A 26,833-nucleotide genomic window follows, 5' to 3' on the forward strand; every position below is an offset into this window, starting at 1 on the left:
GCAGGCAGCGGCCAACGCCGATGCCAGACAACGGCCTCGGCAGCACGTGAGGCCCCATTCAAGCCAGGAGAATTTCATGGCCGACACAACGCTCGGAGCGACGGCTGCTGCTGTTGAGATCAACGCCAGGCTGGATTCCGCCGTCCAGGCCGCGACGCGCAGCATGGCCGAGTTCAATGCACTGACGCAGCTTCAGCAGCAGTATGCGCAGAAGAGCACGGTGCTTCAGTCCGCACTCAACGGTGTACTTCAAAGCAGCATCTCCCTCGCCGATACCATGGTTCAGAAGCTGGCTGGAACGCTGGCAGTCGTACAAGCTGCGCTGGAGCAGGCGCAGAGTTCTGCAGAGGACGCCCGGCGTGATGGCAGGACACCCGGAGAAGTCGCATCTGATGCTACCGCGCGCAACCTGGACAGACTGTCCACCGATGGTGAACGTCGCAGCGGCTTCCTCGCTGATGCGCGGCGTTCGGCCAGGGGTACGTACCTGAACATCGCGAAGCCCGAGAAGACGGGCGCGAAAAAGGACGAGAAGGAAGACGATTCGCGGAAGATCAAGACGGGCATGAAGGGTATCGAGAACGGATTCCAGGATGCGTTCGAGGCCTATACCGCGAAGGCACAGGATGCCGCGACGAACACGCAGACTGTCTTCACCAAGGCATTTGATGCCGCCGGAACGGCGCTCTACAACTTCGTAACCACCGGCAAATCCAACCATCATGAACTGACCAAGGCACTGATCGCGGATCTGAAGAAGATTGCGATCCAGCAGGCCATCGTCTGGGGCGTGAAGATGCTCTTCGGTGGCAGTGTGGGGCCCGTGCAGAAGGAATCAATTCCGATCTCCGGCTTTGCAAAGGGAGGCACCTTCAGATCGCCCGGCCTCTCCGTCTACTCCGGCGGTGTCTATGACACCCCGCAGCTGTTCGCCTTCGCCAAGGGTGCCGGCGTATTCGGCGAAGCGGGACCGGAAGCGATCATGCCGCTGCAGCGCGGGCCGGACGGCCGTCTCGGCGTGGCCGCGCATGGCGGTGGAGGCAGTGGCGGTGGCGTGGGTGTGAGCATCCGCATCGACAACAACGGTGGCAAGGAAGTCACCACCAACGAAAGCATGCTGCAGCAGTTCGGCAACGAGATCGGCCAGTTCGTGGAACGCAAGTACCGCGAACTGCAGAGTCGTGACCTGAAGGCAGGTGGTGTGCTCAGCAGGAGTGCCATGTAATGACCGAGACTTTCACCTGGCCGGCAACCAGCCAGAGCACCGGGACCACCACCGCCGCCGTGAAGCGCGCGAAGTTCGGTGATGACTATGCGCAGGCCGCCGCTGATGGCCTGAACGCCACCTCGCGCAGTTACCAGCTGCAGTTCGTAGGCAACCGCAGGACCATCAGCGAGATCGTGGCCTTCCTGGATGGTCATGCCGGCCGCAGCTTCCTGTGGAAGGGGCCACTGGGGCAGGGGTTGTACATGTGTGATTCCTACACCGACAGCCATCTCGGTGGACAGGTCTCGACCATCACCGCGACGTTCGAGCAGACCTTCCAGGCGTAGGCATGAGCATGGATCTTCAACGGATCGACCTGGATACCATCCAGCCCAACGGAAAGCGTGGAGAGACCCAGCGGCCCGCCTTCACCAAGATCAACCAGAACTTTCAGGATGTTGCGTTGGCGCTGGAGGGAATCCCCGGTGCCATCGCAGACTCTGTCTCGGGAAAGAACCGCTTGATCAACGGGAATTTCGACTTCTGGCAGCGTGGGGACAACTTCACCGCTGCTGCTGCCTACTGTGCGGACAGATTCTTTGCACAGCAGGGAGGGATGGACGGAGCAGGCATATTCAAATCACCCGTTGCCCCGGGCGATGCGAACTTCCCGAAAAGCCTGTTCACGTTGGCCGCCAATTGCAACGGGAACCACAACGCTGCCGGACACCATTTCCTGTTCGAGCAGCGTGTGGAAAGTGTGCGGACCTTTGCCGCATCAGAGAGCACGCTATCCTTCCTGGTCTACAACGCAGGCACTGCAGGGAGAAAGATCGCAGTCGAATTCCTGCAGCGCTTCGGAACAGGCGGAAGCCCCACTGTCACGGGGATACAGCCGGAAGTGTTTACGCTCGCACAGGGCCTGAACCGGATCAGCAAGACCGTCAGTCTTCCTTCCATCTACGGTAAGACGCTTGGCGGTGGCGATGATTCGGTCATCTGTGCGGTATGGCTCTCGGCAGGCAGCGACTTCAACGCGCGCACAGGAGGGCTCGGCGCGCAGGCAGGCCAGTTGTACTTCGGTGAAATGCAGTGGGAAGCCGGCGCACGGGCGACCCGCTTCGAGTGGAGATCACCGGCCCACGAGCTTGCGCTGTGCCAGCGCTACTACCAGAAGTCCTTCCCTGTTGCAGAGGTGCCCAACAGCAGGAGCAGCTCCGCCGTCCACCGGAATGCAGTGGCCTTCAACAGTGGCACCTGCCGCGTTGTTGCAGAGTTCAAGGGCACGATGCGCGGCACGCCACAGCTGCTTTTCCACGCAGGCGGAGAAGGTGGTGACATCGGATCGCCGAGCTTCTGGAGGTACTACGACGCCGCTGGCGGAGCATGGCGCGCGGGAACCCTGACCAATGTAGTCATGGCAACGAGCCAGGCGTTCATGGCGGACGTGGGCGGCGCAGGTTTCCTGGTAAGCGGATCTGTTCTGCTGGCAGGCCACTACACCGCCGATGCCGAACTCTGAGTGCATTCCTACACCTGCGGGACCAGTCGGGAAGCCGTGACTGAATGAAAGTACTCGAACTCCGATCGGCCGCCACCGATTCACCTCGTTCAAGGAGCCACTAATGGCAAGAAAGATCATCGACCTCGATTCCGTTCAACCGAACGGAAAGCGGGGTGAAACACAGCGCCCGGCGTTCACCAAGATCAACGAGAATTTCGCCGAGGTCTACGACGCCTTGACCGATGTCGCGAAGATTCCGGAGACCGTGGGGAATGCCATCACCGAGCGCGTTCCGGGAAGGAATCTGCTTATCAATGGTGGCCTTCAGTTCTGGCAACGCCGGACCTCCGGCCGTGTCGGTAGCGGGTCTGGCACCCTGGGGGCAGAGACGTTCTTTGCCGATCGCTTCACCAACTCGGCATTGATCTGCAACCATGACGTCCAGCGCGTGGCCTACGAGGGGCAGAGTGGCTACCCGGAAGACACGCGGTCGATCCTGGTATGTACCGTGTCCGGTGCCGCTGCCAGCAGTGGCGCCTGGATGGGACAGAAGATCGAGGGGGTGCGCAGCGCGAGCGGCGACATCACCATCTCTGTGTGGGCAAACAGCGATGCACCGAACCGCAAGGTCGGCGTGCGCGTCATCCAGAACTTCGGCACGGGCGGCTCGCCCGCGCCGGAGGTGGTGATCGAAGCAGGTGTGCTCACACTGGGCACCTCGGCCACACACCACAGCGTCACCGTCACTTTACCGAGCACCAAGGGCAAGGTGCTGGGCACCCATGGCAACGACCATCTCTACGTGGTGTTCGACCTGTGCGGCACCGGCCAGAAGGGTGAGTTGGTGGCGCAGAACGGCTCGTTTGGCTTCACACAATTCCAGGTCGAGCCGGGACGTGTGGCCACGCGCTTCGACTGGCGCCCGCTGGGCATGGAGTTCGCGTTGTGCCAGCGGTACTACGAGAAGAGCTACAACCTCGACATCCTACCCAACACGGCAAACAACGAAGGGCGAGAGGCGTTCTCGGTCAACTCGCCGGGAATGGCGCATTACCAGAGTGTGCGATTCCAGACGGCAAAGCGTGCCCATCCCTACGTGATGATCATCTCGGCCGATACCACCCAGCAGAACGGACACATCGCCGAGGATGACGTGTCCCGCGTGCCCTGCCTCGTCAACTATGCATCACCCTCCTGCTACGAAGTGAGCTGGACCAACAATCCAGGTCGCTGGGGCGGGTGGTGGCATTGGTGGGCCGAAGCCGAGCTGTGATTGGGCGCCCCCAGGACTTTCAGGACGACAGCAATGACGAGAAAGATCATCGACCTCGATTCCGTTCAGCCGAACGGGATGCGGGGTGAAACGCAGCGCCCAGCGTTCACAAAAATCAATGAGAACTTCGCAGAAGTGTATGGCGCGCTGGATGGCGTGACCGCGATCGGACAGCGTGTGGATTCACTGGAGCGTGCTCTTCAGACCGCAGTTCCAGGCAGGAACCGCCTGATCAACGGCAACTTCGATTTCTGGCAGCGGGGCACCACCGGCACCACCCAGGGCGGCGAGATCTATGTGGCCGATCGTTGGACGGTGGCAGCGCTGGGCTGCACGCATACCGCAAATCGCGGGGCCAATCTGCCTGCCGGCGGCGCCGCGCCGGAATCGCGCCGTTTCCTCAACAGCGTCGTTTCCAAGACCAGTGCAGGTAGCAGCGCCTACGTCGCACAGAAAATCGAAGGGGCGGTCACCCTGTCCGACGGCGAGGTGACCGTTTCCGGCTTCGCCTATGGCCCGCCAGGAAAACGCATCGGTGTTCGTCTCATCCAGCACTTTGGCACCGGTGGTTCGCCGTCCGCCGCGATCAGCGTGGAGCTGGGAACCGTAGCGGTCACCGCCGCGTCCTGGACCTATTTCCAGCTCAGTGCGCGACTGCCATCGGTGAAGGGGAAGACGCTGGGAAGCAATGCCGACAGCGATTTCCTGTGGCTGGTGGTGGATCTGTGCGCGGATGCCTATGGCGGTGTCATCTCCGGCCAGAACGGAGAGTTCGGTATCGCGATGATGCAGTTGGAGCGCGGTAGCCGGGCAACGGCATTCGACTTGCGCCCGCTGGCCCAAGAGCTGCAGCTGTGCCAGCGCTACTACGAAAAGTCCTATGACAATGACGTCGTTCCTGGAACTCCGACCAACAGCGGTCGCTACAGTTGGGGCAACTCGGCTGCGAGCGGCGCAACCAGTTACCTGTCGGTGCCATTCAAGACGTGCAAGCGAGTGACGCCGGTGATTGTCGTCAGGCCCAACAACAATGTGGTCGAGCCCGGATATGTCAATCAGGACGACAGCAGCCGAACGCCCGCATCGGTTCCCACGATCGCGACGAACGTCTTCGAAGTGGCCTGGGGCAATTCCCCCGGGCGCTGGGGGGGCTGGTTCCACTGGACGGCGGATGCAGAGATTTACTGAGTATCAGGTATGGCGTTCCGCCGTCTTTTTCAGGCGTGGCAACGACCTGTCTCTGGGCTTTGCTGATTCGGAATGGGAAGCTAAATGAGCAGAAAGATAATCGACCTCGATACCGTTCAGGCGAACGGTAAGCGGGGTGAAACACAGCGCCCGGCATTCACCAAGATCAACGAGAACTTCGCCGAAGTGTATGGCGGGTTGGATGCCGTGCAGACTGCGGTGGATGGGTTGGATGGCCGAATGGCTGGCCGCAACTGCCTGATCAACGGCGACTTCCGCCTTTGGCAGCGTGGTGCAGTGTTCCCTGCATCCGTGGGCACTCGCTACATCGCCGACCGCTGGCAGGCCAATGCCATCGGCACCAAGGTAGCTGCCACACGCGAGGATGTGCCTGCAGGCGGCGGCCAGGCAGGGCGCCTGTTGGCCGGATCACGCCACCTGCTCCGGCTGGACGTGCAGAGCGTGGCCGGTGCTGGCCACATGGCACTGGTCCAACAGCGCATCGAGGACGTCCGGAGCCTGGCCGGGCGCACCGTCACCATCAGCTTCAAGGCGCGGTCCTCAGTGGACGATTTCCGCATCGGTGTGGAACTGCAGCAGTCCTACGGAACGGGCGGGTCCACCGCGCGCGATAGTATCGGCGCCTCGGTCGTGCTCGATACGCTGTGGCGATGGCACCAGGTCACCGTGGAAGTTCCGGGCCTTGCCGGCAAGACGCTGGGCCCGGACAGCTACCTGCAACTGAGCTTCTGGCTGGATGCCGGTGCCGACTTCGGCGGGCGGGCGTTCGCCGCCGGGCAGAAGAGCGGCAGCGTGCAGCTGGCCGAAGTGCAGATCGAAGAAGGCGATACCGCGACCGACTTCGATCGCCGGCCCGAAGCACTGGAGCTGTTGCTGTGCCAGCGCTACTACGAGACGGTGGATGTGAACCGGATCCTGGGCATCACCTACACCGCCAACGGCGACACGCGCGCGTGCATTCCGTTCAAGGTACGCAAGCGCGTGGCGCCCAGGGTCACCTCGCCCTCTGCCGCGCTCAACCTGGTCGGCTTCGGCTCCGAAGGTAGCCTCATCAACTTCAACGGTGGCGATCCGGGCTGGCAGTCCACCGTGGACGCGGCCGTGCTGTCCACGATGTCCAACAACATGCAGCAGTGGGGCGCGGTGGTGGTGTGGTCGACCACCTCACAGGTGCTGGTGCAGGCCGATGCGGAGCTCTGAGCCATGACAACCATGCTTCCGCAGGCGTCAAAGCACGCCTGCTTCACTACCACTACGTCGCTGCGCCCGGGCCACCACGTCATCGTACCGCGCGGCCAGGAGCGGTATCCCGTACCACCCCCTCTTCCCATTGCCGCACAGGAGCACACCCCATGATCACCGCCGATGCCCAGCAGCTTGAGCCGGGTGGCCGCATCACCGTCTACGAGCTCGACGCCAGCAGTTTCGGCGCCGACAAGCTCTTCTTCCACGCACACCTGCAGAGTGGTGTCATCTGGTGGCAGGGCCAGGAGTATGGCCCCTGGCCGATCGAGGCCAGTGGCTTCGAACGCACCAGTGACCAGCCACCGAACCCACGCCTGCGCGTGAGCAACATCGATGGCCGCATCACCGCCATGTGCCTGCTGTTCGATGACCTGGTCGGTGCCCGCATCATCCGCCGGCAGACGCTGGCCAAGTACCTGGATGCCACCAACTTCGAGGAAGGCAATCCCAGTGCGGATCCTGCCGAGCATTTCCCCGACGAAGTCTGGTTCATCGAGCGCAAGATCGGCGAAGACAAGCAGATGGTCGAGTTCGAGCTGACCACCGCGATTGATCTCAATGGCCAGCAGTTGCCGGGCAGGCAGATCATCGCCGGCATGTGTGGCTGGCTGGTGCGTGGCGGTTATCGCGGCGCGTACTGCGGCTACAACGGTCCGGCGGTAGCGGACAGCGACGACGTCGCCACCGACGATCCGGCACGCGACCAGTGCGGCGGCCGGGTGCGCAGCTGCAAGCTGCGGTTTGGCCAGGACAAGCCGCTGCCCTATGGCGGCTTCCCCGCCGCAGGCCTGCTGCGCTCCTGATCGACCCCTTCCCGACTCCACTTTCCAGGCCCGCCCGCGCGGGCCTTTTTCATGGGTGAAACATGCAACCGACAACCCTGCAGGCCATCCAGGCGCACGCCGTGGCCGAGTACCCGCGCGAATGCTGCGGGCTGATCGTGGCCATTGAAGGCCACGAACGCTATCTTCCCTGCCGCAACGTGGCCGCCACGCCCAGCGAGCATTTCCGCCTGCCGGCTGAGGACTATGCCGTGGCCGAGGACAAGGGCGAGGTGCTGGCCCTGGTGCACAGCCACCCCGATGCCGCTGCAACGCCGTCCGATGCCGATCGGGTCATGTGCGAGCGCAGCGGGCTGACCTGGCACATTGTCAGCGTCGGCCAGGTAACCGGCGAGCCACCGCTGTGCGCTGATCTGCAGACCCTGCATCCCTCAGGTTACATGGCACCGCTGGTCGGTCGCCAGTTCGCCCACGGTGTACTGGACTGCTACAGCCTGGTCCGCGATTTCCACGCGCGCGAACTGGGCATCCGGCTGTCCGAGTACGAGCGCCAGGATGACTGGTGGAGCCATGGCCAGGACCTGTACAGCCTTGAACGGCTGCACGCCGAGGGCTTCGACCTGATCGAGGGCGAACCGCAGCGGGGCGACATGATCCTGATGCAGATCCGCTCGCCGGTTACCAACCACGCAGGCATCTACCTCGGTGACGGGCAGATGCTGCATCACCTGCATGGCCGCCTGTCCGAGACCGTGCCCTACGGCGGCATGTGGGCCGAGCGCACCCGTTGCATCGTCCGCCATCGCGAGGTGCGCCATGACTGACCGTCTTCGTACGATCCGCCTGTACGGCAAGCTGGGTGCCCGCTTCGGACGCAGGTTCCGGCTGGCGGTGAACAGCCCGGCCGAGGCCGTGCATGCGCTGTGCACGATGCTGCCGGGGTTCCAGCAGTACCTGATGGGTGCCAAAGCCAAGGGCATGGAATTTGCCGTGTTCGCTGGCAGGCAGAACCTGTCGCGGGATCAGTTGCACGACCCGCCAGGGCAGGATGACATCCGCATCGCGCCGGTGATGGTGGGTAGCAAGCGGGGAGGCGTACTGCAAACCATCATTGGCATCGTGCTGATCGTTGTGGGGAGCTACACATCTTGGGCTGGTGGGGCTGCACTGGTATCAACCGGCGTCAGCATGGTGGTTGGCGGGATCACCCAGATGCTCTCCCCCCAGCCAAAAGGCCTGGGCGCCAAAGACACACCCGAAAACGCGCCCAGCTACAGCATGAACGGCACCGTCAACACGCAGGCGCAGGGCAACCCCGTTCCGGTCGCCTATGGCGGCCATGACAGCAAGGGCATGTTCATCGGCTCGGCCGTGATCAGCGGCGGCATCCTGGCGGAGGACCAGTTTTGAACCAGATCACTCATTCCACGCTGCGCACGCGCGGTGCAGCTGCGCCCGTACTGGCGGGCGCCAAGAAGGGCGCGAGCAACGCCCGAACCCCGGTCGAAACCGCCGACAGCCTGCACTCGATGGCGGTGGCCCGCATCATCGACCTCGCCAGCGAAGGCGAGATCCGCGGACTGGTCGCCGGCAAGCAGTCGATCTACCTGGACCAGGTGCCGATCGAGAATCCCGACGGCACGCTGAACTTCTCCGGCGTGGACGTGCAGACGCGTTCCGGCACCCAGGACCAGGAGCACATCAGCGGCTTCCCCTCCATCGAGAACGAAGTTGGCGTCAATGTCGAGCTGCGCAGTGATGCGCCGGTGGTACGCACCGTATCCGGTGCTGACCTGTCGGCCGTCCGTATCCGCTTTGCGGTACCGGCGTTGCAGAAGACCAACACCGAGAACGGTGACACTGAAGGCTACCGGATCATGTACGCGGTGGATCTGTCCACCGACGGCGGCCCGTTCAGCACGGTGCTGACCGATGCCTTCAGTGGCAAGACCACCAGCCAGTACGAGCGCAGCCGCCGCATCGATCTGCCTGCCGGCAACCAGTGGCAGGTGCGGATCCGCCGGCTGACCGCCAACGCCAACAGCAGCACCATCGCCGATACCATCAACGTGCTGTCGATGACCGAGATCATCGATGCCAAGCTGCGCTATCCGAACTGCGCGCTGGCGGCGGTGCAGGTCGACGCCAGCCAGTTCCAGAACATCCCCACCCGGTCCTACCAGCTGTGGGGGCGCATCGTGCGCATCCCCTCCAACTACGATCCGCTCAGCCGTCTCTACAGCGGCGTGTGGGACGGTACCTTCAAGAGCGGGTGGACCAACAACCCGGCTTGGGTGTTCTTCGACATCGTCACCAACGATCGCTTTGGCCTGGGCCATCGTGTTCCGCTGGACTGGGTGGACAAGTGGCGGCTGTACCAGATCGCGCGCTACTGCGATGAACTGGTCAGCGATGGCCAGGGCGGCAAAGAGCCGCGCTTCACCTGCAGCCTGTATCTGCAGACCCGCGCCGAGGCCTATCGCGTGCTGCAGGACATCGCCACCATGTTCCGCGGCATCAGCTTCTATGCGGCGGGGCAGGTGATGGCCTCGGCCGACATGCCCAAGGACCCGGTGCTGACCTACAGCCAGGCCAACGTCATCGAAGGGCGCTTCCACTATGCCGGCAGCAGCCGCACGGCGCGGCACACGGTGGCGCTGGTGTCGTGGATCGATCCGGATGACTTCGGCCGGCAGAAGGTCGAAGTGGTACAGCACCTGCCCGGTGTGGCCCGCTACGGCATCAACCAGACCGAAGTGACGGCGGTGGGCTGCCACTCGCGTTCGCAGGCGCAGCGCGTGGGCAACCACATCCTGCACACCGAGATGCTGGAAACCGAAACCATCAGCTTCTCGGTGGGCCTGGACGCGCTGGGCTGCATGCCTGGCGATGTGATCCAGGTGGCCGACCCGAACCGCGCTGGCCGCCGCAATGCGGGTCGCATCCGCAGTGCGGATACGCGCAGCCTGGTGCTGGATCGCGTGCCGGAACAGATCGCGGCCGGTGACACCCTGCGTGCCACGCTGCCCAGCGGGCAGACCGAAGCACGCACCGTGCAGTCGGTGGACGGCGAGACGATAACGGTCACCGCGCCGTGGTCGGCGGTGCCGGTGGCGCAGTCGGTCTGGGCACTGGAATCGCCGGAGCTGGCCCTGCAGCACTATCGCGTGCTGTCGATCAGCGAAGGCGAGGACCTGACCTATCAGATCACCGCGCTCAAGCACGTGCCGGGCAAGTACGCCGCCATCGACGACGGCACGCGCCTGGAGCAGCCGCCGATCAGCATCATTCCGCCCAGCGTGCAGCCGGCACCGGCCAACGTGCGGATGGCCTCGCATGTGGTGGTGGACCAGGGTATTGCCACGTCCGTGCTCACCATCGAGTGGGATGCGGCGGACAAGGCGATCGGCTATGACGTGGAATGGCGCCGTGGTGATCTCAACTGGGTCCGCGCCGGCCGCGTCGGCACACAGAGCCTGGAAGTGCGGGGCGTCTATGCGGGCGAGTATCTGGCCCGGGTACGCGCGGTCAATGCGCTGGGCGCGGTATCGCAGCCGACGCTCAGTGTGCTCACCACCATTGAAGGCAAGACGACGCCGCCACCGGCATTGACCTCGCTGACCGCGCGCAGCCGGGTGTTCGGCATCGAGCTGGCCTGGCAGTTCCCGGCAGGCGCCACGGATACCGAGCGCACTGAACTCTGGTACAGCACCAGCCCGGATCGTGCAGCCGCCATCAAGCTCGGCGACTTCGCCTATCCACAGTCGCGGCACCAGATGAACGGTCTCGCGGCGGGTGCACGCTTCTGGTTCTGGGGGCGCCTGGTCGATCGCAGCGGCAACGTGGGTCCGTGGCATCCGGTGGAGGCGGGTGTTCTGGGCGAGTCCAGCAGCAACCCGTCGGACTACGATGCCTATTTCGCCGGCCGCATCAACGAAAGCGCGCTGGGCCAACAGCTGAAGGGCAAGATCGAGCGCGTCACCGAAGTGCTGCCGCTGGTCTGGGATGCCGCGGCAACCTACACCCCGGGTCAGACTGTCATCCACGACGGTCGGATCTGGAGCTGGCAGGGCACTGCCGCAGGCAACGAGACGCCGCCGGGCAGCCATTGGAAGAACATCGGCGACGCCATCGCCGAGGCTGGCGCCATCGTCGGCCGCGTCGACCAGCTGGAACTGGACGTCACCGATGTCGATGGCAAGGTGACCGCGCAGGGGCAGAAGGTCGATGGCCTGTTCGCCCAGGTCAGCGACCACACCGCCGGTGAGGAGGACTACAACGTCGGCGAGAACGATGTCAGCGCCGGTGCCATCACCGTCTACAGCGTGATGGCCGAGAAGGACGCGGCACTGGCCAGGCGTGTAGATACGGTTGAAGCGTCCATCGAGGGTGTGCCCGGCAGGATCGAAGGTGTCAGTGCCGCGGTCCAGCAGGTCTCGCAGGCCGTGGTGAACCTGGATGGCAAGGTCAGCGCAACCTATACGGTCAAGGCGCAGATCAGCAGTGCCGGGCAGATCTACATGGCCGGCATGGGGCTTGGCGTCGAGCAGCAGCCGGATGGCAGCTACCAGAGCCAGATCCTGATGCAGGCCGATCGCTTCGCGCTGTTCAACACCAACAGCGGCCAGGTCAGTGCGCCCTTCGTGGTGCAGGGCGGGCAGACTTTCATCAGCCAGGCACTGATCGGCAATGGCTGGATCCAGAACGCCATGATCGGCGACGTGATCCAGTCCAATGCGGTCGGCGCCGGTGGGCAACCGCGCTGGAGGCTCGACAAGAACGGCACATTGACGATGAACGGCCCCGAGAATGGCGGCCGCCTGACCATCAACGACAGCGTCATCCACGTTTACGACAACAACGGCCGCGTCCGCGTCCGCATGGGGATCTGGTAATGGCAACCGGTATGCAGATATTCGGCCCGGATGGGCAGATGTGGTTCGACACCAATGATCGTGCCGGCAAGGTGATGGGTGAGATGCACGTCAGCACCAGAGACAGCATCTATGTGGGCATGGCGGGCATGGGGCAGCCATTCGCGATTCTGCCGAGCACCTTCTGGGACAGCTGGCAGGACATGAATGGAAACCAGTTCTCCGCGCCGAACATGGCATTCATGTCCTTCAATAAACCAGGCGCCGCCGAGGGCGACTACCTCACACTCAACTTCACGTTCATGACGACCACCAATCCCAATGCCTATGTCTTCTACGGGAGCTTCTGATGACCGTCGGCCTTGAAGTCACAAACGACAGCGGTGTCCCCGTTCTGGTCAACGCACACGCCCTTGCCTTCTTCGCGGCAGGCAAGGGCGTGGAAACCATCGGCAGCAACACGTCGCCGTTGGGCCAGAACGGCTCGGTCAGCCTTCCGGCGCAGAGCGTGCCCTACCTGGTGTTCATCCGCTGCAATGGCGGCTCCACGCGGATTTCCACCGGCACTGCGGGTTTCGGCTGGAACATGGCCCAGGGAACCACCAGCTTCGAATGGTGGGCATGGGGACATGCGGTTCCCAGCAACAACACCGGCATGCAGGTCTACAACGCTGATGGCTCGCTGCAGTGGGACATGAGCAGCCGCCCGCTGCGCATGGCGGGCCTGGTCAATACGACCGGCGCCCGGCCGCCACTTCCCAGCGAGACGTCCAACGAGAACATCCTCACCGGTGACCTGATCAACGGCCCAGGCGACAATCTTGCCTACCTGCTGTCAGACATCGGCCTCTGCCACGACGTCTACGCCATGCCCAGCGGCAACCCCACCATCCGTACCAACATGCGCTATTCGGCAGCCATCAGTACGCCGAATGCATCGCAGATGCGGGTCAACTTCACCCGGCGGGCTGCCAATCGCCAGCGTTCCCTCAGTGGAGCGTCCTACCAGACGTTCGCTTCGCGCCTGCCAAGTTTCGTCCTTGCGGCTTACACCTACTGAGCGGGGATTGCCGGCCCGGGCAGCCATTTGAGCCGCCCGGGCCCTTCCCGTAGACTGCGCCGTTCCCACGCTCCCCGACGACGCACTGCAGTGATCACGCCACCCTGACCCTTGCCGCACATCGGCAGCCGGCCCGCCCGGCTCAGGAACCCGCGTCTTTCCACTGCAGCGCCATGCGGCCACGCCCGCGTGCGCGCGGAGTTTTCCCATGCAAACGTCCTATCCGCTGCGCCAGCAATGGCTCGGCAACATCCGTGGTGATCTGCTGTCCGGCATGGTCGTCGCCTTGGCCTTGATTCCCGAGGCCATCGCCTTCTCGCTCATCGCCGGCGTCGACCCGAAGGTCGGCCTGTACGCCGCGTTCTCCATCGCGGTGGTCACCGCCATTGCCGGTGGCCGCCCCGGCATGATCTCCGCCGCCACCGGCGCGATGGCGCTGGTGATGGTCGACCTGGTCAAGGACCACGGCCTGCAGTACCTGTTCGCCGCCAGCATCCTGGCCGGCCTGCTGCAGGTGCTGGCCGGCGTGTTCAAGCTTGGCTCGCTGATGCGCTTCGTTTCGCGCTCGGTCATCACCGGCTTCGTCAACGCGCTGGCGATCCTGATCTTCCTGGCGCAGATGCCCGAGCTGATTGGCCGCGGTCCCACGGTCTACGTGCTGTGTGCCGCCGCCCTGGCGATCATCTACCTGCTGCCGCGCCTCACCCGCGCCGTGCCGTCACCGCTGGTGGCGATCGTGGTGCTTACAGCCGTGGTGATCGGTTTCGATGTGGACGTGCGCAGTGTTGGCGACATGGGACAGCTGCCCGACAGCCTGCCGCAGTTCCTCATCCCCGATGTGCCGCTCAGCTGGGAGACCCTGCGCATCCTGCTGCCGGTGTCGGCCACGCTGGCCGTGGTTGGCCTGCTCGAATCGATGATGACCCTGCAGATCGTCGAAGACATCACCGAGACGCCCAGCGAGCGCAACCGAGAATGCGTCGGTCAGGGCGTGGCCAACACGGTCACCGGTTTTCTCGGCGGCATGGCCGGCTGCGCGATGATTGGCCAGTCGGTCATCAACGTGACGTCCGGTGGACGTGGCCGGCTGTCCTGCCTGGTGGCCGGCGTGCTGCTGCTGGTGCTGGTGGTGTACGGCAGCGACCTGGTGCGGCAGATCCCGATGGCCGCGCTGGTGGCGGTGATGATCATGGTCAGCATCGGCACCTTCAGCTGGCGCTCGCTGCGCGACCTGCGCACGCACCCGCGCAGCTCTTCGGCCGTGATGCTGCTGACCGTGGTGGTCACCGTGGCCACCCACGACCTGGCCAAGGGCGTGCTCAGTGGCGTGCTGCTGTCGGCGCTGTTCTTCGCGCACAAGGTTGGCCGCATGCTGGACGTGCAGCGCGAGGATGCCGGAGACACGCAGGCCTACCGTGTACGTGGGCAGGTGTTCTTTGCCTCGGCCGGCCAGCTGGGCGCCGCGTTCGACTACCAGCACGTGGCGTCGAAGGTGCAGATCGACCTGCGTGACGCCCACCTGTGGGACCTCACTGCGGTGGCCGCGCTGGAACGCGCGCAGGAAAAGCTGGCCGCGCATGGGACGGAGGTGACGGTGGTGGGCCTGAATGCGGCCAGCCTGACGTTGATCGAACAGGTGGGTGGGCGCGGGGGCGGGCACTGAGGTTCCAGCGTCCGCGTCTGAGACGACGTGCACGCATTCTGAATCCAGTCAGGCAGTTGAAACCGGCGCTGTCGTAGCATTGCCCGCGTGATGGGGGTCGACGGACGGCCCCTCCCTGCCGGCACCCGCTGGCGACACGCAAGGGAGAAACAGGTAATGCAGGCAATGGACGCGCTTGGGCGCAACGAACGGGTCGGCGTCGGCCGTGGGTATTGGAAGGTGCTGGCCCTGTGCCTGGCGCTCACCGCATGCCAGGCGCCTTCTTCCCAGGCATCGACCGAAACGGCGGCTCCCGCGTCGATTGCTGCGGCATCGCCGACAGCACCTTCCGGCCCGGCATCGGCAGATTCCCCCCACTACCCGGATGCGTCCTATACCGAGGGTCGCCTGCGCCCAGCCTATGGCTGGTGTGTGGATGGGGTGGAAGATGCCGGCAAGCTGCAGGCCTGCGGCAAGGACGAACTCGCCTACCAGGAAGCGCGCCTCGAAGCGGCGGCCAGCAAGGCGCTGGCCGGGCTCGACGCCGCTGCCCGGACGGCATTCCAGGCCACCCAGGCGAGCTGGCGCAGCGATACAGACCGTTATTGCCGCGATGTCCCCAACGGCAGCGTGCAGCAGCTGCAGGGCGCGCAGGAATGCCGCCTGTACCGTGTCGCCAACCGTGCCGACCAGCTGCTGGCGCAGAGCGCGCCGCCGGATACCTCGTATACCCAGGCAACGCTGCGTCCGGAATACACCCGCTGCGTGCAGGACGCCCGCGGCATGGACGACCAGCTGGAAGCCTGCGATACGGCCGAGCTCGCCCACCACAAGGCGCTGCTGGAAGCACAGGTCGCGCGACTGATGGACGGCCCCGATGGCCCGGCCAAGGACCGCTGGATGGACGAGCAGGCCAACTGGGCTGCAGATACCGAAAAGCGCTGTGCACCTGCCAGCGACCATGTGGGGCCGATGCTGGATGCACAGTCGTGCCGCATCAACCGGTATGCCAACCGCGCCGTCGAGCTGCACACGCGCGTGCTGACGCCCTGATCCACGGTCGCCAGCAGGCAACTGCACCCGGTCATTCCTCCACGGACAAGGAAGTGAGACATGCCAAACAATATTGACACCCGCAACCTGGACGCCACTGCCGGCGCGGTGTTCTTTGCTGTCGGACGCGGTACTGAAGGTGGTGGATCTTCGTACCACCTCAGCATCGCCGGCATCACCAAGCACCTTAATGAGCCGCAATGGGGCACGGTCAGCGCGGTCAGGGACAACAGCGGCTATTCGCTGGGCACCATCCAGGTGGATTTCGGCCAACGTGGCGAGTGGCCGCTGGGCGCGACGCAGGAGCGCAAACTGAAGCCGGGCGAGACAACGTATGTCGATGGGGTCATCGACCAGGCCAGCGCTTACGCCAAGGCACACAACCTGCCCTTCACGCATGATCGCACTGACCTGCGTGCGGATCTGCTCAGCCACGGCAATGGCGAGGGAAAGCGCTCATCCATCCGCTTCATCGATGCACCGACGCGTGACAGCATCAATGCCTGGGCCGGCTCGGCGGAAGGCAAGCAGTGGATCCACACGCACATCGATTACCCACAGGTGCGCAATGCCACGAATATCGCCATGACCATGCTGGACAAGCATGGCAGCGGCATTGCCGAGGACAAGCGCTTCGAGGCCATCGCGTTGATCGCCAAGACCGCCAACCAGCTGCCGGGTCGGCTGGATGGCCTGGAAGCGGTGCTCAAGCGCGGAGGTGACTACCAGGAACTGCGCGACCAAGCCGCTGCCATCCGCCATCGCACCCCTTCCTATGCCGGGCTGACTGCCGCCGACGTCGCTGCCGGGTATGAAGATGCCTATGCGCAGCATTCCGCCGAAATGGATCGCGCGCACCTGAAGGTGGGGCGCCGCGATTTCGCGCCCGCCACCGAAGGCAGCGACCCGGATATCCAGGTCGCGCTGCAACAGGCGCGAGCGCACGGCCACGGTGGCGGTGGTCCGCAGGTGCTGAAGGAGGGCTCAAGCGGCCGCGCGGTGGAAAAGCTGGAACACAACCTGCACACACTGGGCTATGGCGGCGCAGGCGCGCAGGCCATCCATCCCGACCGACAGTTCGATGCCACTACCCGGCAGGCCGTCGAAGCCTTCCAGCGCGATCATGGCCTGACCCCGGTGGATGGCAAGGCCGGTCCGGCAACGCTGGGCGCGATCGATCGCGAGGCACGCGCGCTGCAGGCTGACATGGCGGCGTTGGGGCTCACCGATGCACGGGGCAAAGCGATTACCGCCGATGGTTACCTGGGGGCAGGGAGCCAGCAAGCCCTCAATACCTTCCAGCAGCAGCACCATCTGCCGGCCACCGGCATGGCCGACGCAGGCACGCGCAGTGCGATCCAGGCCGAAGCGGCACAGCACCGCTCTGCAACGCCGACACCGGCCGCACCCGTTGCGCCTGCTGCACCGGCCGCAGCACCTGCACCCGAACGCCACAGCGGGCCAGCCGCAGCCGCTGCACCCGGCGGCGAGCGCATCTCGGTGGTGGAGCCGTTCGGCAACGGCGGCAGCAACCGCATCCTGCGCCACGGCATCAGTGGCGAAGAAGCGTTCCGCGAACTGAAGATCCACCACCCCAACACCAACGCAGCTGCCGTTCGCGCGGGCGATGCCAGCCGGGTCGACCGTAGCGCGGAGATGGTCGAGGGCGAGCTGGAGGCCGTGCGCCGGCGTGGCGACGTCAACAACATCCCGCTGGTGCAGAAGGACCTGATCCTGACCGACCGGTCAGGCGGGCGCAATCTGATGGTTCCCAGTCCGGTCGCCGGCTACGTCAAGCTCAACAACGACGGCACCAACTCCATCAGCATCTACAGCCATCCGGTCGGCGATGCGCGCCGCGAGCTGGTGGGCCAAGTGCTGCACGGCGCGCGCGGATCCATTCCGTACAAGACCGGGGATTTCGTCGAGTACGGTGCGCCGCTGGTGCGGCAGTCGGACGTAGGCTCGCCGGGTGCGGTGCACGCGCACATCGAAGTTGAGCCGGACCAGTACCGTCGCTATCTGGGCGACATCCTCAACGACCGCATCACCCTGGGCGGCAAGGTCCACGCGCAGGGTCCCGAGGCCGCGCAGGCCGCACGCAGTGCGCAGCAGGCGCCGATGGCCGATGGCGTGTTGAAGCAGGGCGAGCGGGGCGATGAGGTCAAGGCCTTGCAGGGCAAGCTGGCGGCGCTGGGTTATGCCGGTGCCGATGGCAAGCCGCTGCACGCCGATGGCGTGTATGGCAAGGACACGCTCGCAGCGGTCAAGCAGTTCCAAGCCAACAACGGCCTGGACGACGATGGCAAGGCAGGCCGCAAGACCCTGGCGCAGGTCGATGCCCCCAACGCGGTGAAGGCCGGTACCGCGCCGGAGGCTCCGGCCCGGGCCGAGCCTGCAGCGCCGGCCAGCATGCGCGACCCCGGGCATGCCGACAACGCGCGCTTCGATCAGGCGCTGGGCAAGCTGCAGGCGCTGGAGCAGCAGCGTGCCCAGGCCGGGCTGAAGCCGCTGTTCGACAACCCGCAGGAGGCCGAGCGTGCAGCCGGCCAGCTGGCCTACGAAAGCAAGGTGTCGGGCATGCGCCAGATCGACCACGTGGTGGCCCGCCCCGACGGCACCGGCTTGTTCGCGGTGCAGGGCGAGCTGGGCGATCCGGCGGCGCAGCGGACCTTCGTCGACCGCCAGCAGGCGGTATCGCACTCGGTCGAGGCCAGCAGCCGGCAGAGCGAGGCGCTGGACAGCCAGTTCAACCAGCGTGCGCAGGAACAGCAGCAGGAACAGGTGCGCAACCGCGGGTTGTAAGCCCACGCGGCGTCCCGGGGCCGGTCGACCGACCCCGGAGCCACCCGCCGCCATTCAGCCGTCCGGTGTAAACTATTGATCTCACTGGCAATGCCAGTCTCCACGATCAACACCCCGATGACGTCCGCCACCGCCCGTTACGCCGATTCCCTGCGCCTGTCTGTCGCCCCCATGATGGACTGGACCGACCGCCATTGCCGCGTGTTCCATCGCGTGCTGGCACCGGGTGTGCGCCTGTACACGGAAATGGTGCATGCCAACGCGGTCATCCACGGTGATCGCGAGCGACTGCTCGGCTTCGACCGCAGCGAGCAGCCGCTGGCGCTGCAGCTGGGGGGCAGCGATCCCGCACTGCTGGCGCAGGCTGCGCGCGTCGCCGCCGAGTGGGGCTACGACGAGGTCAACCTCAACTGCGGCTGCCCGTCCGACCGCGTGCAGGCCGGGCGCTTCGGCGCCTGCCTGATGCGCGAGCCGGTGCTGGTGGCCGAGTGCGTGGCGGCAATGGTCGATGCCGTCGAGATCCCGGTGACGGTGAAGTGCCGCCTGGGCGTGGACGAGGACAACGACTACGACGTGTTCGCCGCCTTCGTCGACCGCCAGGTCGCCGCCGGTGCCGCGATGGTGGTGGTGCACGCGCGCAACGCGTGGCTGAAGGGCCTGTCGCCGAAGGAGAACCGCGAGGTTCCGCCGCTGAAGTACGACTGGGCCTACCGCCTGAAGCAGGAGCGCCCGGCGCTGCCCGTGGTGCTCAATGGTGGCCTGGCCAGCCTCGAGGCGGTGCAGGCGCAGGCCGCGCACGTCGATGGCGTGATGCTGGGCCGTGCGGCCTACCACGACCCCTACCTGCTGCATCAGCTGGAGGCGCTGCAGACCGGCGCCCCGCTGCAGGCCCGCGGTGACCTGCTGCGCGCGCTGCGCCCGTATGTGGAAGCGCGCCTGGGCGAAGGCCTGGCGCTGAAGCACATCACCCGTCACCTGCTCGGCCTGTTCCATGGCCAGCCCGGTGGCCGCGCATTCCGCCAGGTGTTGAGCGAGGGCGCACACCGCCCGGGTGCCGATTGGAGCCTGGTCGAGCAGGCACTGGCCGTGACCGAACGCGACGCTGATCGCGTTGCAGCGTGACCGCCGTCACATTCCTGACTTGACAAGGCGCGGCGATTCGTCCCGAATGTTCACATAGCTGAACATCGCGGGGTCGCGGCCGGAAAAGTTCAGACCGGATTCACTGCCCCAAACCAAGAATTTGCAAAGGATTTGTAAAGCGCCGGGCCCGAAACCCGGCATCCGGATTTACGACTTTTGAACGAATCGCCGTGCTCGGCTAGGATCGCATCGATGTCTTCCGCTTCCCTCCATTGCCGCATTGCCCTGGCCACCTGCGTTGTGCTGGCGGCTGCGCCGCTGTCGTCGGCGCTGGCACAGCAGCCGCAGCGCGGTGAGCAGGGGCGTGCGGAGATGATGGAGCGGGGCGAGCGTGGCAACCGTGGCGACGAGCGTTCGCTGTCCGATGCCGTGCGCCGCGTGCAGCGCACCACCGGCGGCCACATCCTCGGTGCCGAGCGCGTGCCGTTCGATGGTCGTGATATCAACCGGGTGAAGTACATGGACGACCGGGGCCGGGTCCGCTACATGGACGACCCTGCCCCGTCGCGTTCACAGCCGCGCACGCCGCGGTCGGATATGTCATCACTACGCGGCGATAACCCCTGAACAGGGATAGTTGTCGCTATCAACCCGTACCCCACAGGCCTCCGGGCCACACCCAGGACACTAGGGAGAGTTCATGCGTATCCTTCTGGTCGAAGACGAAGCCCCGCTGCGTGAGACCCTGGCAGCCCGGCTCAAGCGCGAAGGCTTTGCCGTCGATGCTGCGCAGGACGGCGAGGAAGGCCTCTACATGGGGCGCGAAGTTCCGTTCGATGTCGGCATCATCGACCTCGGCCTGCCCAAGATGTCGGGCATGGAGCTGATCAAGGCCCTGCGTGACGAAGGCAAGAAGTTCCCGGTGCTGATCCTGACCGCGCGTTCGAGCTGGCAGGACAAGGTCGAGGGCCTGAAGCAGGGTGCCGACGATTACCTGGTCAAGCCGTTCCACGTCGAAGAGCTGCTGGCCCGCGTCAACGCGCTGCTGCGCCGCGCCGCCGGCTGGAGCAAGCCGACTCTGGAATGCGGCCCGGTCGCCCTGGGCCTCGCCGCCCAGACCGTCAGCGTGGCCGGCAGCAATGTCGACCTGACCAGCTACGAGTACAAGGTGCTGGAGTACCTGATGATGCATGCCGGTGAACTGGTCTCCAAGGCCGACCTCACCGAGCACATCTACCAGCAGGACTTCGACCGCGACTCGAACGTGCTGGAAGTGTTCATCGGCCGCCTGCGCAAGAAGCTGGACCCGGATGGCGAACTGAAGCCGATCGAGACCGTACGCGGTCGCGGCTACCGTTTCGCGATCCCGCGCAACGAGGGCTGAGCCGGCTCACCCTGGCGATAACACGATGTCCGGCCGTCTGTGGTTCTTCCGACGCTGGCGGCCGCGCTCACTGCAGGCGCGCCAGATGCTCGCCGCGTCCGTGGGCCTGGTCGCGTTCCTGGCCCTGGCCGGTTACGCGCTCGACGCCGCCTTCGCCGATACGGCGAAGGCGAACCTGCGTGAGCGCCTGAAGAACTACGCCACCTCCTACGCGGCCGGCATCGACTTCACCCGCGACCGCTCGCTGTACATCCGCGAGCAGCCGCCGGATTCGCGCTTCGACGTGCCGGGCAGTGGCCTGTACCTGCAGGTGGTGATGCCGCACGGCAAGGGCAATTCGATGTCCGCCGAAGGTCCCATGCTGCCCACCGTCGGTGGTGGCCTGCTGGCGCCGCGCCAGGAAGTGTTCGAAGGCCCGCTGCCGATGATCCAGATCGATGGCAGCCAGGGCTCGGTCTACCGCTATGGCCTGGGCCTGGTGTGGGGCGCCGACGCCGATCCCGCCACCGAATTCCCGTACACCATCTACGTGATGGAAGATTCGCGCGCGCTGGGTGCGCAGCTGCGCGTGTTCCGTGGCCGCGTCTGGTTCTACCTGGGCGGCATCGGCCTGATCCTGCTGCTGCTGCAGACCGTCATCCTGCAGTGGAGCCTGCGCCCGCTGCGCCGCGTGATCACCGAGCTGACCAAGGTGCAGCGCGGCGAGACCGAGCGCATGAGCGAGCGCCACCCGCGCGAGCTGGAACCGCTGACCGACAGTATCAACGCCTTCATCGAAAGCGAGCGCGAGAACCTCGAGCGCCAGCGCAACACCTTGGCCGACCTGGCGCACAGCCTGAAGACGCCGATCGCGGTGCTGCGCACGCAGATGGACAGCGGTGCCGGCGACACCGCACTGCGCGAGGAGCTGGACGTGCAGCTGCAGCGCATGAACAACCTGGTCTCGTACCAGCTGGCGCGCGCGGCCTCGTCGGGCCACAAGCTGTTCTCCGCGCCGTTGCCGATCGAGTCCAATGCCGAGGAAATCGTGCGTGGCCTGGAAAAGGTCTACGCCTCCAAGGGCGTGCTGTGCGAATTCGATATCGACCCGGCGGCGCGCTTCCACGGCGAACCGGGCGACCTGCAGGAACTGCTCGGTAATCTGCTGGAGAACGCCTTCAAATGGGCCAACCGCCGCGTGCTGTTGACCGCGCAGCCGCTGCCGGCCCCGAACGCACGCCGTGCCGGCCTGCTGCTGGCGGTGGATGACGATGGCCCGGGCATTGCCCCGGACGACATCGGCAAGGTGCTGCAGCGTGGCGTGCGTGGCGACGAGCGCGTGCAGGGCCACGGCATCGGCCTGTCGATCGTGCAGGACCTGATCAAGGATTACCGCGGCGAACTGACCGTGGGCCGTTCGGCCGAACTGGGCGGTGCCCGCTTCGAAGTGCGCCTGCCGCCGGGGCCGTAAGCCGCGCATTCCCGTCCACCGGGCATCGCCTCGCGCAACAACGCCTGGTGTTCCGGTAGTGCCGGCCGCTGGCCGGCAACCTCATGATCTTCGGTGGCAGTGCCAGGCTGCCGGCCAGCGGCCGGCACTACCGCAATTCGATCTTCGGTGGCTCGCCATAGAACCGCCGCAGCTGCGCGTTCCCGTCCGCCGGGCTTCGCCTGGCGCAACAACGCGTGGTGTTCCGGTAGTGCCGGCCGCTGGCCGGCAACCTCATGAGCTTCGGTGGCAGTGTCAGGTTGCCGGCCAGCGGCCGGCACTACCGCAGTTCGATCTTCGGTGGCTCGCCATAGAACCGCCGCAGCTGCGCGGCCACTTCCGGCAACGCCTGCTGCAGCAGATCCGGCGCCGAGAAGTGGTACTCGCTGGCCACCGCGAAGAACTCTTCCGGCGCCTCGGCCGCATACGGATCGATCAGCGTTTCCTCGCCCGCATCCACCTGCGCACAGAAGGCATCGTAGGCGCGCTGGAAAATGCCCGCCCATTCGCGCTGCCATTCGCGTGGCAGCGGCGGGGTGCCGTCCATCGCGCCATCCAGCGCATCCAGCTTGTGCACCATCTCGTGCACCGCCACGCAGTAACCCTCGTGGGGGGCGGCCAGGTCGGCCTGCACGTCGGCCCAGGACAGGATCAACGGACCACTGTCCCACGACTCGCCGATCAGCTCGTCATCCCACTCGTGCAGCACGCCGGCCGCATCCATGTGGCTGCGGTGCACGCGGAACGCATCGGGGTAGACGATCAGCTGCGACCAGCCTTCCAGCCCCACCTCGCCGAACTCCAGCAGCGGCAGGCAGCACAGTGCCGCCAGCAGCACGCCGTCACCGGCCTGCAGCTGCAGCTCGCCGATCGGGGTAATGGTCTTCTCGTGCAGGAAGCGCGTGGCCAGTACGCGCAGGCGCGCACGGCGTTCGTCGTCCAGTCCGTGCAACCAGGCCGCGCGGCCGCAGGCGTCTTCCCACAGTGCATCGTCGATCGGCCGCGGCGCAGGCCGCAGCCACTGCAGCAACGACTTGATCAGCGGAACATTCCCGGCAGGTAGCTGTGCCACTTCGGCGCACGGATGCGTTGCAGCACGTCATCGTCGCTGCCACCGCCGCCGGTGCTGGTGGCACTGCTGGCGGCCGGGCGTACCGCCGCCGGCTTGGTGGTGGCGGCCGAGGCGGTCGCGGTCGGTGCGCGCTGCGAGGCGGCATCACCGTTGGACGACACGCAGGCGCCGCGGCTGTCGTCCAGCGCTGCTGTCGCAGACGCCGCGAAGGGCATCATCAGCAGGATCAGGCAATGGGCATAACGGCGCATTGACGACATCCACGTTAAGGGAAGGTGAGTTCCCGATTCTAGCCCGAACTCGCCGCCCCGTTGGAAGCCCCCGCGGAACCCAGCGTGGCGGGCGTCGCTGGCGGCTTTCCCGCATAATTCCTTCCTGACTTCGTGGAAGCTGCCGTGGACGATCGCCAATTGCTGGCCAAACTCGCTGCCGGTCGCCTGTCCGGCGACGCCCTGGCCCGTGAGCTGGGCCAGACCCGGGCGGCAATTTGGAAGCGCATTCAAGGGCTTAGGGCCGCCGGTGTGGACGTAGAGGGCCGCGCCGGCGAAGGCTATGGCCTGACCCGGGCGGTCGATCTGCTGGACCCGGACGCGATCCGCGCCGGCCTGCCGGCAGGGGTTCTGCCGCTGCTGCACGACCTGCAGGTGGCCTGGACGGTGGATTCGACCAACGCCGAATTGCTGCGTTGCAGCGCGCCCCAGCGCGGGGTCAGCGTCCTGCTGGCCGAACGCCAGACCGGTGGCCGCGGCCGTCGTGGCCGCACCTGGGCCTCGCCGCTGGCCGCGCATATCTACCTGTCGGTGCTGCGCCTGTACTCCGGTGGCCTCGGCCGCCTGGCCGGGCTGAGCCTGGTGGCCGGCATCGCCGTGGCCGAAGCGCTGCACGACCTGGGCTACACCCAGGCGCAGCTGAAGTGGCCCAACGACCTGATCGTCGATGGCAAGCGCAAGCTGGTTGGCCTGCTCGCTGAAGGTGGTGGCGAATACGCCGGCCCGGCGCGCGCGGTGATCGGCATCGGCATCAACACGCACATGCCGCCGTCGTTCGCCGAGCAGATCACCCAGCCGTGGGTGGACCTGGACACGCTGGCCGGCACGCCGGTGGACCGCAACGTGGTCGTTGCGGCCGTGCTGACGCGCCTGCTGCCGGCGCTGGAAGAATTCGATCGCGAAGGCCTCGCTCCGTTCCTGCCGCGCTACGCCGCCTTCGACATGCTGGCCGGCCGCGAAGTACGCGTGGAACTGGATGGGCAGTGGCAGCACGGTACCGCGCTAGGCCTGGCCGATGACGGCGCATTGCGCGTGCGCATCGATGGCCAGGAACGCCTGCTGCACGCCGGCGAAGTCAGCGTGAGGGCAGCATGAGCGATTGGTTGTTCGACCTGGGCAACTCGCGCTTCAAGTTCGCGCCGTTGCAGGGCGACCGCGCCGGTGACGTGCAGGCCTGGGCGCATGGCGCCGAAGGCATGGCCGGGCAACCGCCGCACAGCCTGCCCAGCGGCCGCACCGCGTTCGTGGCCAGCGTGGCCGCACCCTCGCTGACCAGCGCCATGCTGGACCAGCTGCAGCGCCGCTTCGAGCACGTGCATGTCGTGCGCACCAGCGCCGAATGCGCGGGCGTGCGCATTGCCTATGCCAAGCCGGAAAAGTTCGGCGTTGACCGCTTCCTGGCCCTGCTGGCTGCGGCCAAGGCGCAGCGCCCGGTGCTGGTGGTCGGCGTGGGCACCGCACTGACCATTGACCTGCTCGACGCCGATGGCCAGCACCACGGGGGCCGCATTTCCGCATCGCCCACCACCATGCGCGAAGCACTGCACGCGCGTGCGGTGCAGCTGCCGGCGACCGGCGGCGACTACAGCGAATTCGCCAACGACACCGCCGACGCGCTGGCCTCTGGCTGCGACGGCGCGGCCGTGGCGCTGATCGAACGCAGTGCACAGCAGGCGCACACGCTGCTGGGCGTGGCACCGTCGCTGCTGGTGCATGGTGGCGGCGCACCGGCGCTGATGCCGCTGCTGCCCGGCGCCGACTACCACCCCTCGCTGGTGCTGGATGGCCTCGCCCGCTGGGCGGTGCACCAGCCCGCAGGCTAGTATCCGCGCATGCTGACCCGTGCCCTGATCGTCGTACTGGCCATCCTCAATCTTGGCGTCGCCTGCTGGTGGCTGCTGCGCGATGCACCGCAACTGCCCGCGCCGCCGCCGCAACCGGCCGGCGTGGCCGAGCTGCGCTGGGTGCCCAGTGGTGTGGATGCCAATGCCGCAGCCGAAGCGACGGCCGCTGCCCCGACCGCGCCGCTGGTGGAACGCGAACCGGCCGCGAAGACGGCTGTGGCTGCGACGCCCGCGCCGGTGCCGGCCGTGCCGGCCAAGCCGGACATTCCCAAGCCGCAGACGGCTGACGCTGCGGCGGTTGCTGCCGCTGCCAAGCCGGTAGCGCCGCCTGCACCCGTACCGGCACCGGAAAAACCCGTAACCCCGCCCGCAGCCGCCGAGCCGCCGCGCTGCGTCGCACTGGGCCCGTTCGCCGACCGCGCCGCCGCGAGCAGCGCGCAGGGCAAGGCTGGCACGCAGCTCAGCCAGGTGCGCCTGCGCGAACAGCCCGCTGCCAGCGGCAGTGCCCGTTACCGGGTGATGCTGCCGGCCGCCGCCAACCGCGACGAAGCGCAGGCCACCGTGAAGCGCATCGTCGCCGCCGGCCTGAGCGACTACTACATCATCAGCCAGGGCGAGGAGGCCAACGCCGTGGCGCTGGGCCAGTACCGCAACCGCGAAGGCGCAGAGCGGCGCATGGCGGCGGTGCAGGCCGCCGGCTTCCAGCCGCGCCTGGTCGCCAGCGGCGACGCCGGCCAATGGTGGCTGGAAGGGCAGCTGGCGGCGGGCACGCAGCCGGCCCAGGCCCAGCAGCGCAGCGGGGCGGCACAGAGCCGGTCGCTGGAATGCACGCGGTTGCGCTAGAATCCCCGGACCGCGGCGCTGCCGCCGGTGCACCACCCATGCCGCTTTAGCTCAGTTGGTAGAGCAACTGTCTTGTAAACAGTAGGTCATCCGTTCGATTCGGATAAGCGGCACCATCTTCGATCCCTTGGCATCCGCACATGTCCACTGGGAACAATCAACCCGCTGCAATGGCGGGTTTTTTTGTGCGTTGCCGTTCTGGAAAGAATGTGGGTC

The 26,833-nt window shown here is 66.0% G+C and carries 24 protein-coding genes and 1 tRNA gene; 23 read left to right on the forward strand and 2 right to left on the reverse strand.

Annotation, left to right across the window (positions count from 1 at the left end):
* Positions 1 to 76: 76 nt before the first annotated feature.
* The 19 genes from ACUZUJ_RS01235 (at position 77) to ACUZUJ_RS01325 (ending at position 22,571) form a co-directional block, all read left to right on the forward strand.
* Positions 77 to 1,225, forward strand: a complete 1,149-nt coding sequence (locus tag ACUZUJ_RS01235) for a phage tail tape measure protein (RefSeq protein ID WP_119007315.1) — start codon at positions 77 to 79, stop codon at positions 1,223 to 1,225.
* Positions 1,225 to 1,554 (forward strand): phage tail protein, encoded by a 330-nt coding sequence (locus tag ACUZUJ_RS01240; protein WP_458220212.1) that lies wholly within the window; start codon positions 1,225 to 1,227, stop codon positions 1,552 to 1,554. Before ACUZUJ_RS01235 ends, ACUZUJ_RS01240 begins: the two co-directional genes overlap by 1 nt.
* Positions 1,555 to 1,556: 2 nt before the next feature.
* Positions 1,557 to 2,729 carry a hypothetical protein gene (locus ACUZUJ_RS01245; protein WP_119007313.1) on the forward strand — a complete coding sequence of 391 codons (1,173 nt, stop codon included), beginning with the start codon at positions 1,557 to 1,559 and terminating at the stop codon, positions 2,727 to 2,729.
* A gap of 103 nt (positions 2,730 to 2,832) precedes the next feature.
* Positions 2,833 to 3,984, forward strand: coding sequence for a hypothetical protein (locus tag ACUZUJ_RS01250; RefSeq protein ID WP_119007312.1), 1,152 nt, complete (start codon positions 2,833 to 2,835; stop codon positions 3,982 to 3,984).
* Between the two features lie 33 nt (positions 3,985 to 4,017).
* Positions 4,018 to 5,172, forward strand: coding sequence for a hypothetical protein (locus ACUZUJ_RS01255; protein ID WP_119007311.1), 1,155 nt, complete (start codon positions 4,018 to 4,020; stop codon positions 5,170 to 5,172).
* Positions 5,173 to 5,256: 84 nt separating this feature from the next.
* Positions 5,257 to 6,393, forward strand: a complete 1,137-nt coding sequence (locus tag ACUZUJ_RS01260) for a hypothetical protein (protein WP_458220213.1) — start codon at positions 5,257 to 5,259, stop codon at positions 6,391 to 6,393.
* Between the two features lie 152 nt (positions 6,394 to 6,545).
* Positions 6,546 to 7,241 (forward strand): phage minor tail protein L, encoded by a 696-nt coding sequence (locus ACUZUJ_RS01265; protein ID WP_101764751.1) that lies wholly within the window; start codon positions 6,546 to 6,548, stop codon positions 7,239 to 7,241.
* 62 nt (positions 7,242 to 7,303) lie between these two features.
* Complete coding sequence (locus ACUZUJ_RS01270; RefSeq protein ID WP_119007309.1) at positions 7,304 to 8,044, forward strand: C40 family peptidase; 741 nt, start codon at positions 7,304 to 7,306, stop codon at positions 8,042 to 8,044.
* Positions 8,037 to 8,630, forward strand: coding sequence for a tail assembly protein (locus tag ACUZUJ_RS01275; RefSeq protein WP_458220214.1), 594 nt, complete (start codon positions 8,037 to 8,039; stop codon positions 8,628 to 8,630). Before ACUZUJ_RS01270 ends, ACUZUJ_RS01275 begins: the two co-directional genes overlap by 8 nt.
* The gene (locus ACUZUJ_RS01280; RefSeq protein WP_458220215.1) at positions 8,627 to 12,115 is read left to right on the forward strand and encodes a TipJ family phage tail tip protein; all 3,489 of its coding nucleotides are present in this window, start codon (positions 8,627 to 8,629) and stop codon (positions 12,113 to 12,115) included. The genes ACUZUJ_RS01275 and ACUZUJ_RS01280 overlap by 4 nt, the downstream gene beginning before the upstream one ends.
* Positions 12,115 to 12,444 (forward strand): hypothetical protein, encoded by a 330-nt coding sequence (locus ACUZUJ_RS01285; RefSeq protein WP_101764755.1) that lies wholly within the window; start codon positions 12,115 to 12,117, stop codon positions 12,442 to 12,444. The genes ACUZUJ_RS01280 and ACUZUJ_RS01285 overlap by 1 nt, the downstream gene beginning before the upstream one ends.
* The gene (locus ACUZUJ_RS01290; protein ID WP_101764756.1) at positions 12,444 to 13,154 is read left to right on the forward strand and encodes a hypothetical protein; all 711 of its coding nucleotides are present in this window, start codon (positions 12,444 to 12,446) and stop codon (positions 13,152 to 13,154) included. Before ACUZUJ_RS01285 ends, ACUZUJ_RS01290 begins: the two co-directional genes overlap by 1 nt.
* A gap of 208 nt (positions 13,155 to 13,362) precedes the next feature.
* Positions 13,363 to 14,817: a SulP family inorganic anion transporter gene (locus tag ACUZUJ_RS01295; protein WP_458220216.1), complete on the forward strand. Its 1,455-nt coding sequence runs from the start codon at positions 13,363 to 13,365 to the stop codon at positions 14,815 to 14,817.
* A gap of 165 nt (positions 14,818 to 14,982) precedes the next feature.
* Complete coding sequence (locus ACUZUJ_RS01300; RefSeq protein ID WP_101764758.1) at positions 14,983 to 15,849, forward strand: lysozyme inhibitor LprI family protein; 867 nt, start codon at positions 14,983 to 14,985, stop codon at positions 15,847 to 15,849.
* A gap of 60 nt (positions 15,850 to 15,909) precedes the next feature.
* Positions 15,910 to 18,654: a peptidoglycan-binding protein gene (locus ACUZUJ_RS01305; protein WP_119007304.1), complete on the forward strand. Its 2,745-nt coding sequence runs from the start codon at positions 15,910 to 15,912 to the stop codon at positions 18,652 to 18,654.
* Positions 18,655 to 18,744: 90 nt separating this feature from the next.
* Complete coding sequence (dusA, locus tag ACUZUJ_RS01310) at positions 18,745 to 19,776, forward strand: tRNA dihydrouridine(20/20a) synthase DusA (RefSeq protein ID WP_458220217.1); 1,032 nt, start codon at positions 18,745 to 18,747, stop codon at positions 19,774 to 19,776.
* 213 nt (positions 19,777 to 19,989) lie between these two features.
* The gene (locus tag ACUZUJ_RS01315) at positions 19,990 to 20,364 is read left to right on the forward strand and encodes a hypothetical protein (RefSeq protein WP_430346934.1); all 375 of its coding nucleotides are present in this window, start codon (positions 19,990 to 19,992) and stop codon (positions 20,362 to 20,364) included.
* Positions 20,365 to 20,437: 73 nt separating this feature from the next.
* Positions 20,438 to 21,121, forward strand: coding sequence for a response regulator transcription factor (locus tag ACUZUJ_RS01320; protein WP_458220218.1), 684 nt, complete (start codon positions 20,438 to 20,440; stop codon positions 21,119 to 21,121).
* 25 nt (positions 21,122 to 21,146) lie between these two features.
* Positions 21,147 to 22,571 (forward strand): ATP-binding protein, encoded by a 1,425-nt coding sequence (locus ACUZUJ_RS01325; protein WP_075675605.1) that lies wholly within the window; start codon positions 21,147 to 21,149, stop codon positions 22,569 to 22,571.
* Positions 22,572 to 22,869: 298 nt separating this feature from the next.
* On the opposite strand, the gene ACUZUJ_RS01330 is transcribed toward ACUZUJ_RS01325, so the two are convergent.
* Both ACUZUJ_RS01330 and ACUZUJ_RS01335 read right to left on the reverse strand, forming a co-directional pair.
* The gene (locus ACUZUJ_RS01330) at positions 22,870 to 23,661 is read right to left on the reverse strand and encodes a M90 family metallopeptidase (RefSeq protein WP_201370092.1); all 792 of its coding nucleotides are present in this window, start codon (positions 23,659 to 23,661) and stop codon (positions 22,870 to 22,872) included.
* Positions 23,628 to 23,912, reverse strand: coding sequence for a hypothetical protein (locus ACUZUJ_RS01335; protein WP_014035646.1), 285 nt, complete (start codon positions 23,910 to 23,912; stop codon positions 23,628 to 23,630). The genes ACUZUJ_RS01330 and ACUZUJ_RS01335 overlap by 34 nt, the downstream gene beginning before the upstream one ends.
* A gap of 144 nt (positions 23,913 to 24,056) precedes the next feature.
* Between ACUZUJ_RS01335 and birA the strand changes: the two genes are divergently transcribed.
* From birA to ACUZUJ_RS01355, 4 genes are all read left to right on the forward strand, one after another.
* Positions 24,057 to 25,025: a bifunctional biotin--[acetyl-CoA-carboxylase] ligase/biotin operon repressor BirA gene (birA, locus tag ACUZUJ_RS01340; RefSeq protein WP_049447244.1), complete on the forward strand. Its 969-nt coding sequence runs from the start codon at positions 24,057 to 24,059 to the stop codon at positions 25,023 to 25,025.
* Entirely contained in the window at positions 25,022 to 25,753 is a 732-nt protein-coding gene (locus ACUZUJ_RS01345; RefSeq protein WP_049435511.1) for a type III pantothenate kinase, read from the forward strand. Before birA ends, ACUZUJ_RS01345 begins: the two co-directional genes overlap by 4 nt.
* Before the next feature lie 9 nt (positions 25,754 to 25,762).
* Positions 25,763 to 26,617 carry an SPOR domain-containing protein gene (locus tag ACUZUJ_RS01350; RefSeq protein ID WP_049447211.1) on the forward strand — a complete coding sequence of 285 codons (855 nt, stop codon included), beginning with the start codon at positions 25,763 to 25,765 and terminating at the stop codon, positions 26,615 to 26,617.
* 40 nt (positions 26,618 to 26,657) lie between these two features.
* Positions 26,658 to 26,733: transfer RNA gene (locus ACUZUJ_RS01355), tRNA-Thr, on the forward strand.
* Positions 26,734 to 26,833: the final 100 nt, after the last annotated feature.

It is taken from the genome of Stenotrophomonas sp. S4 (genome assembly GCF_054187805.2).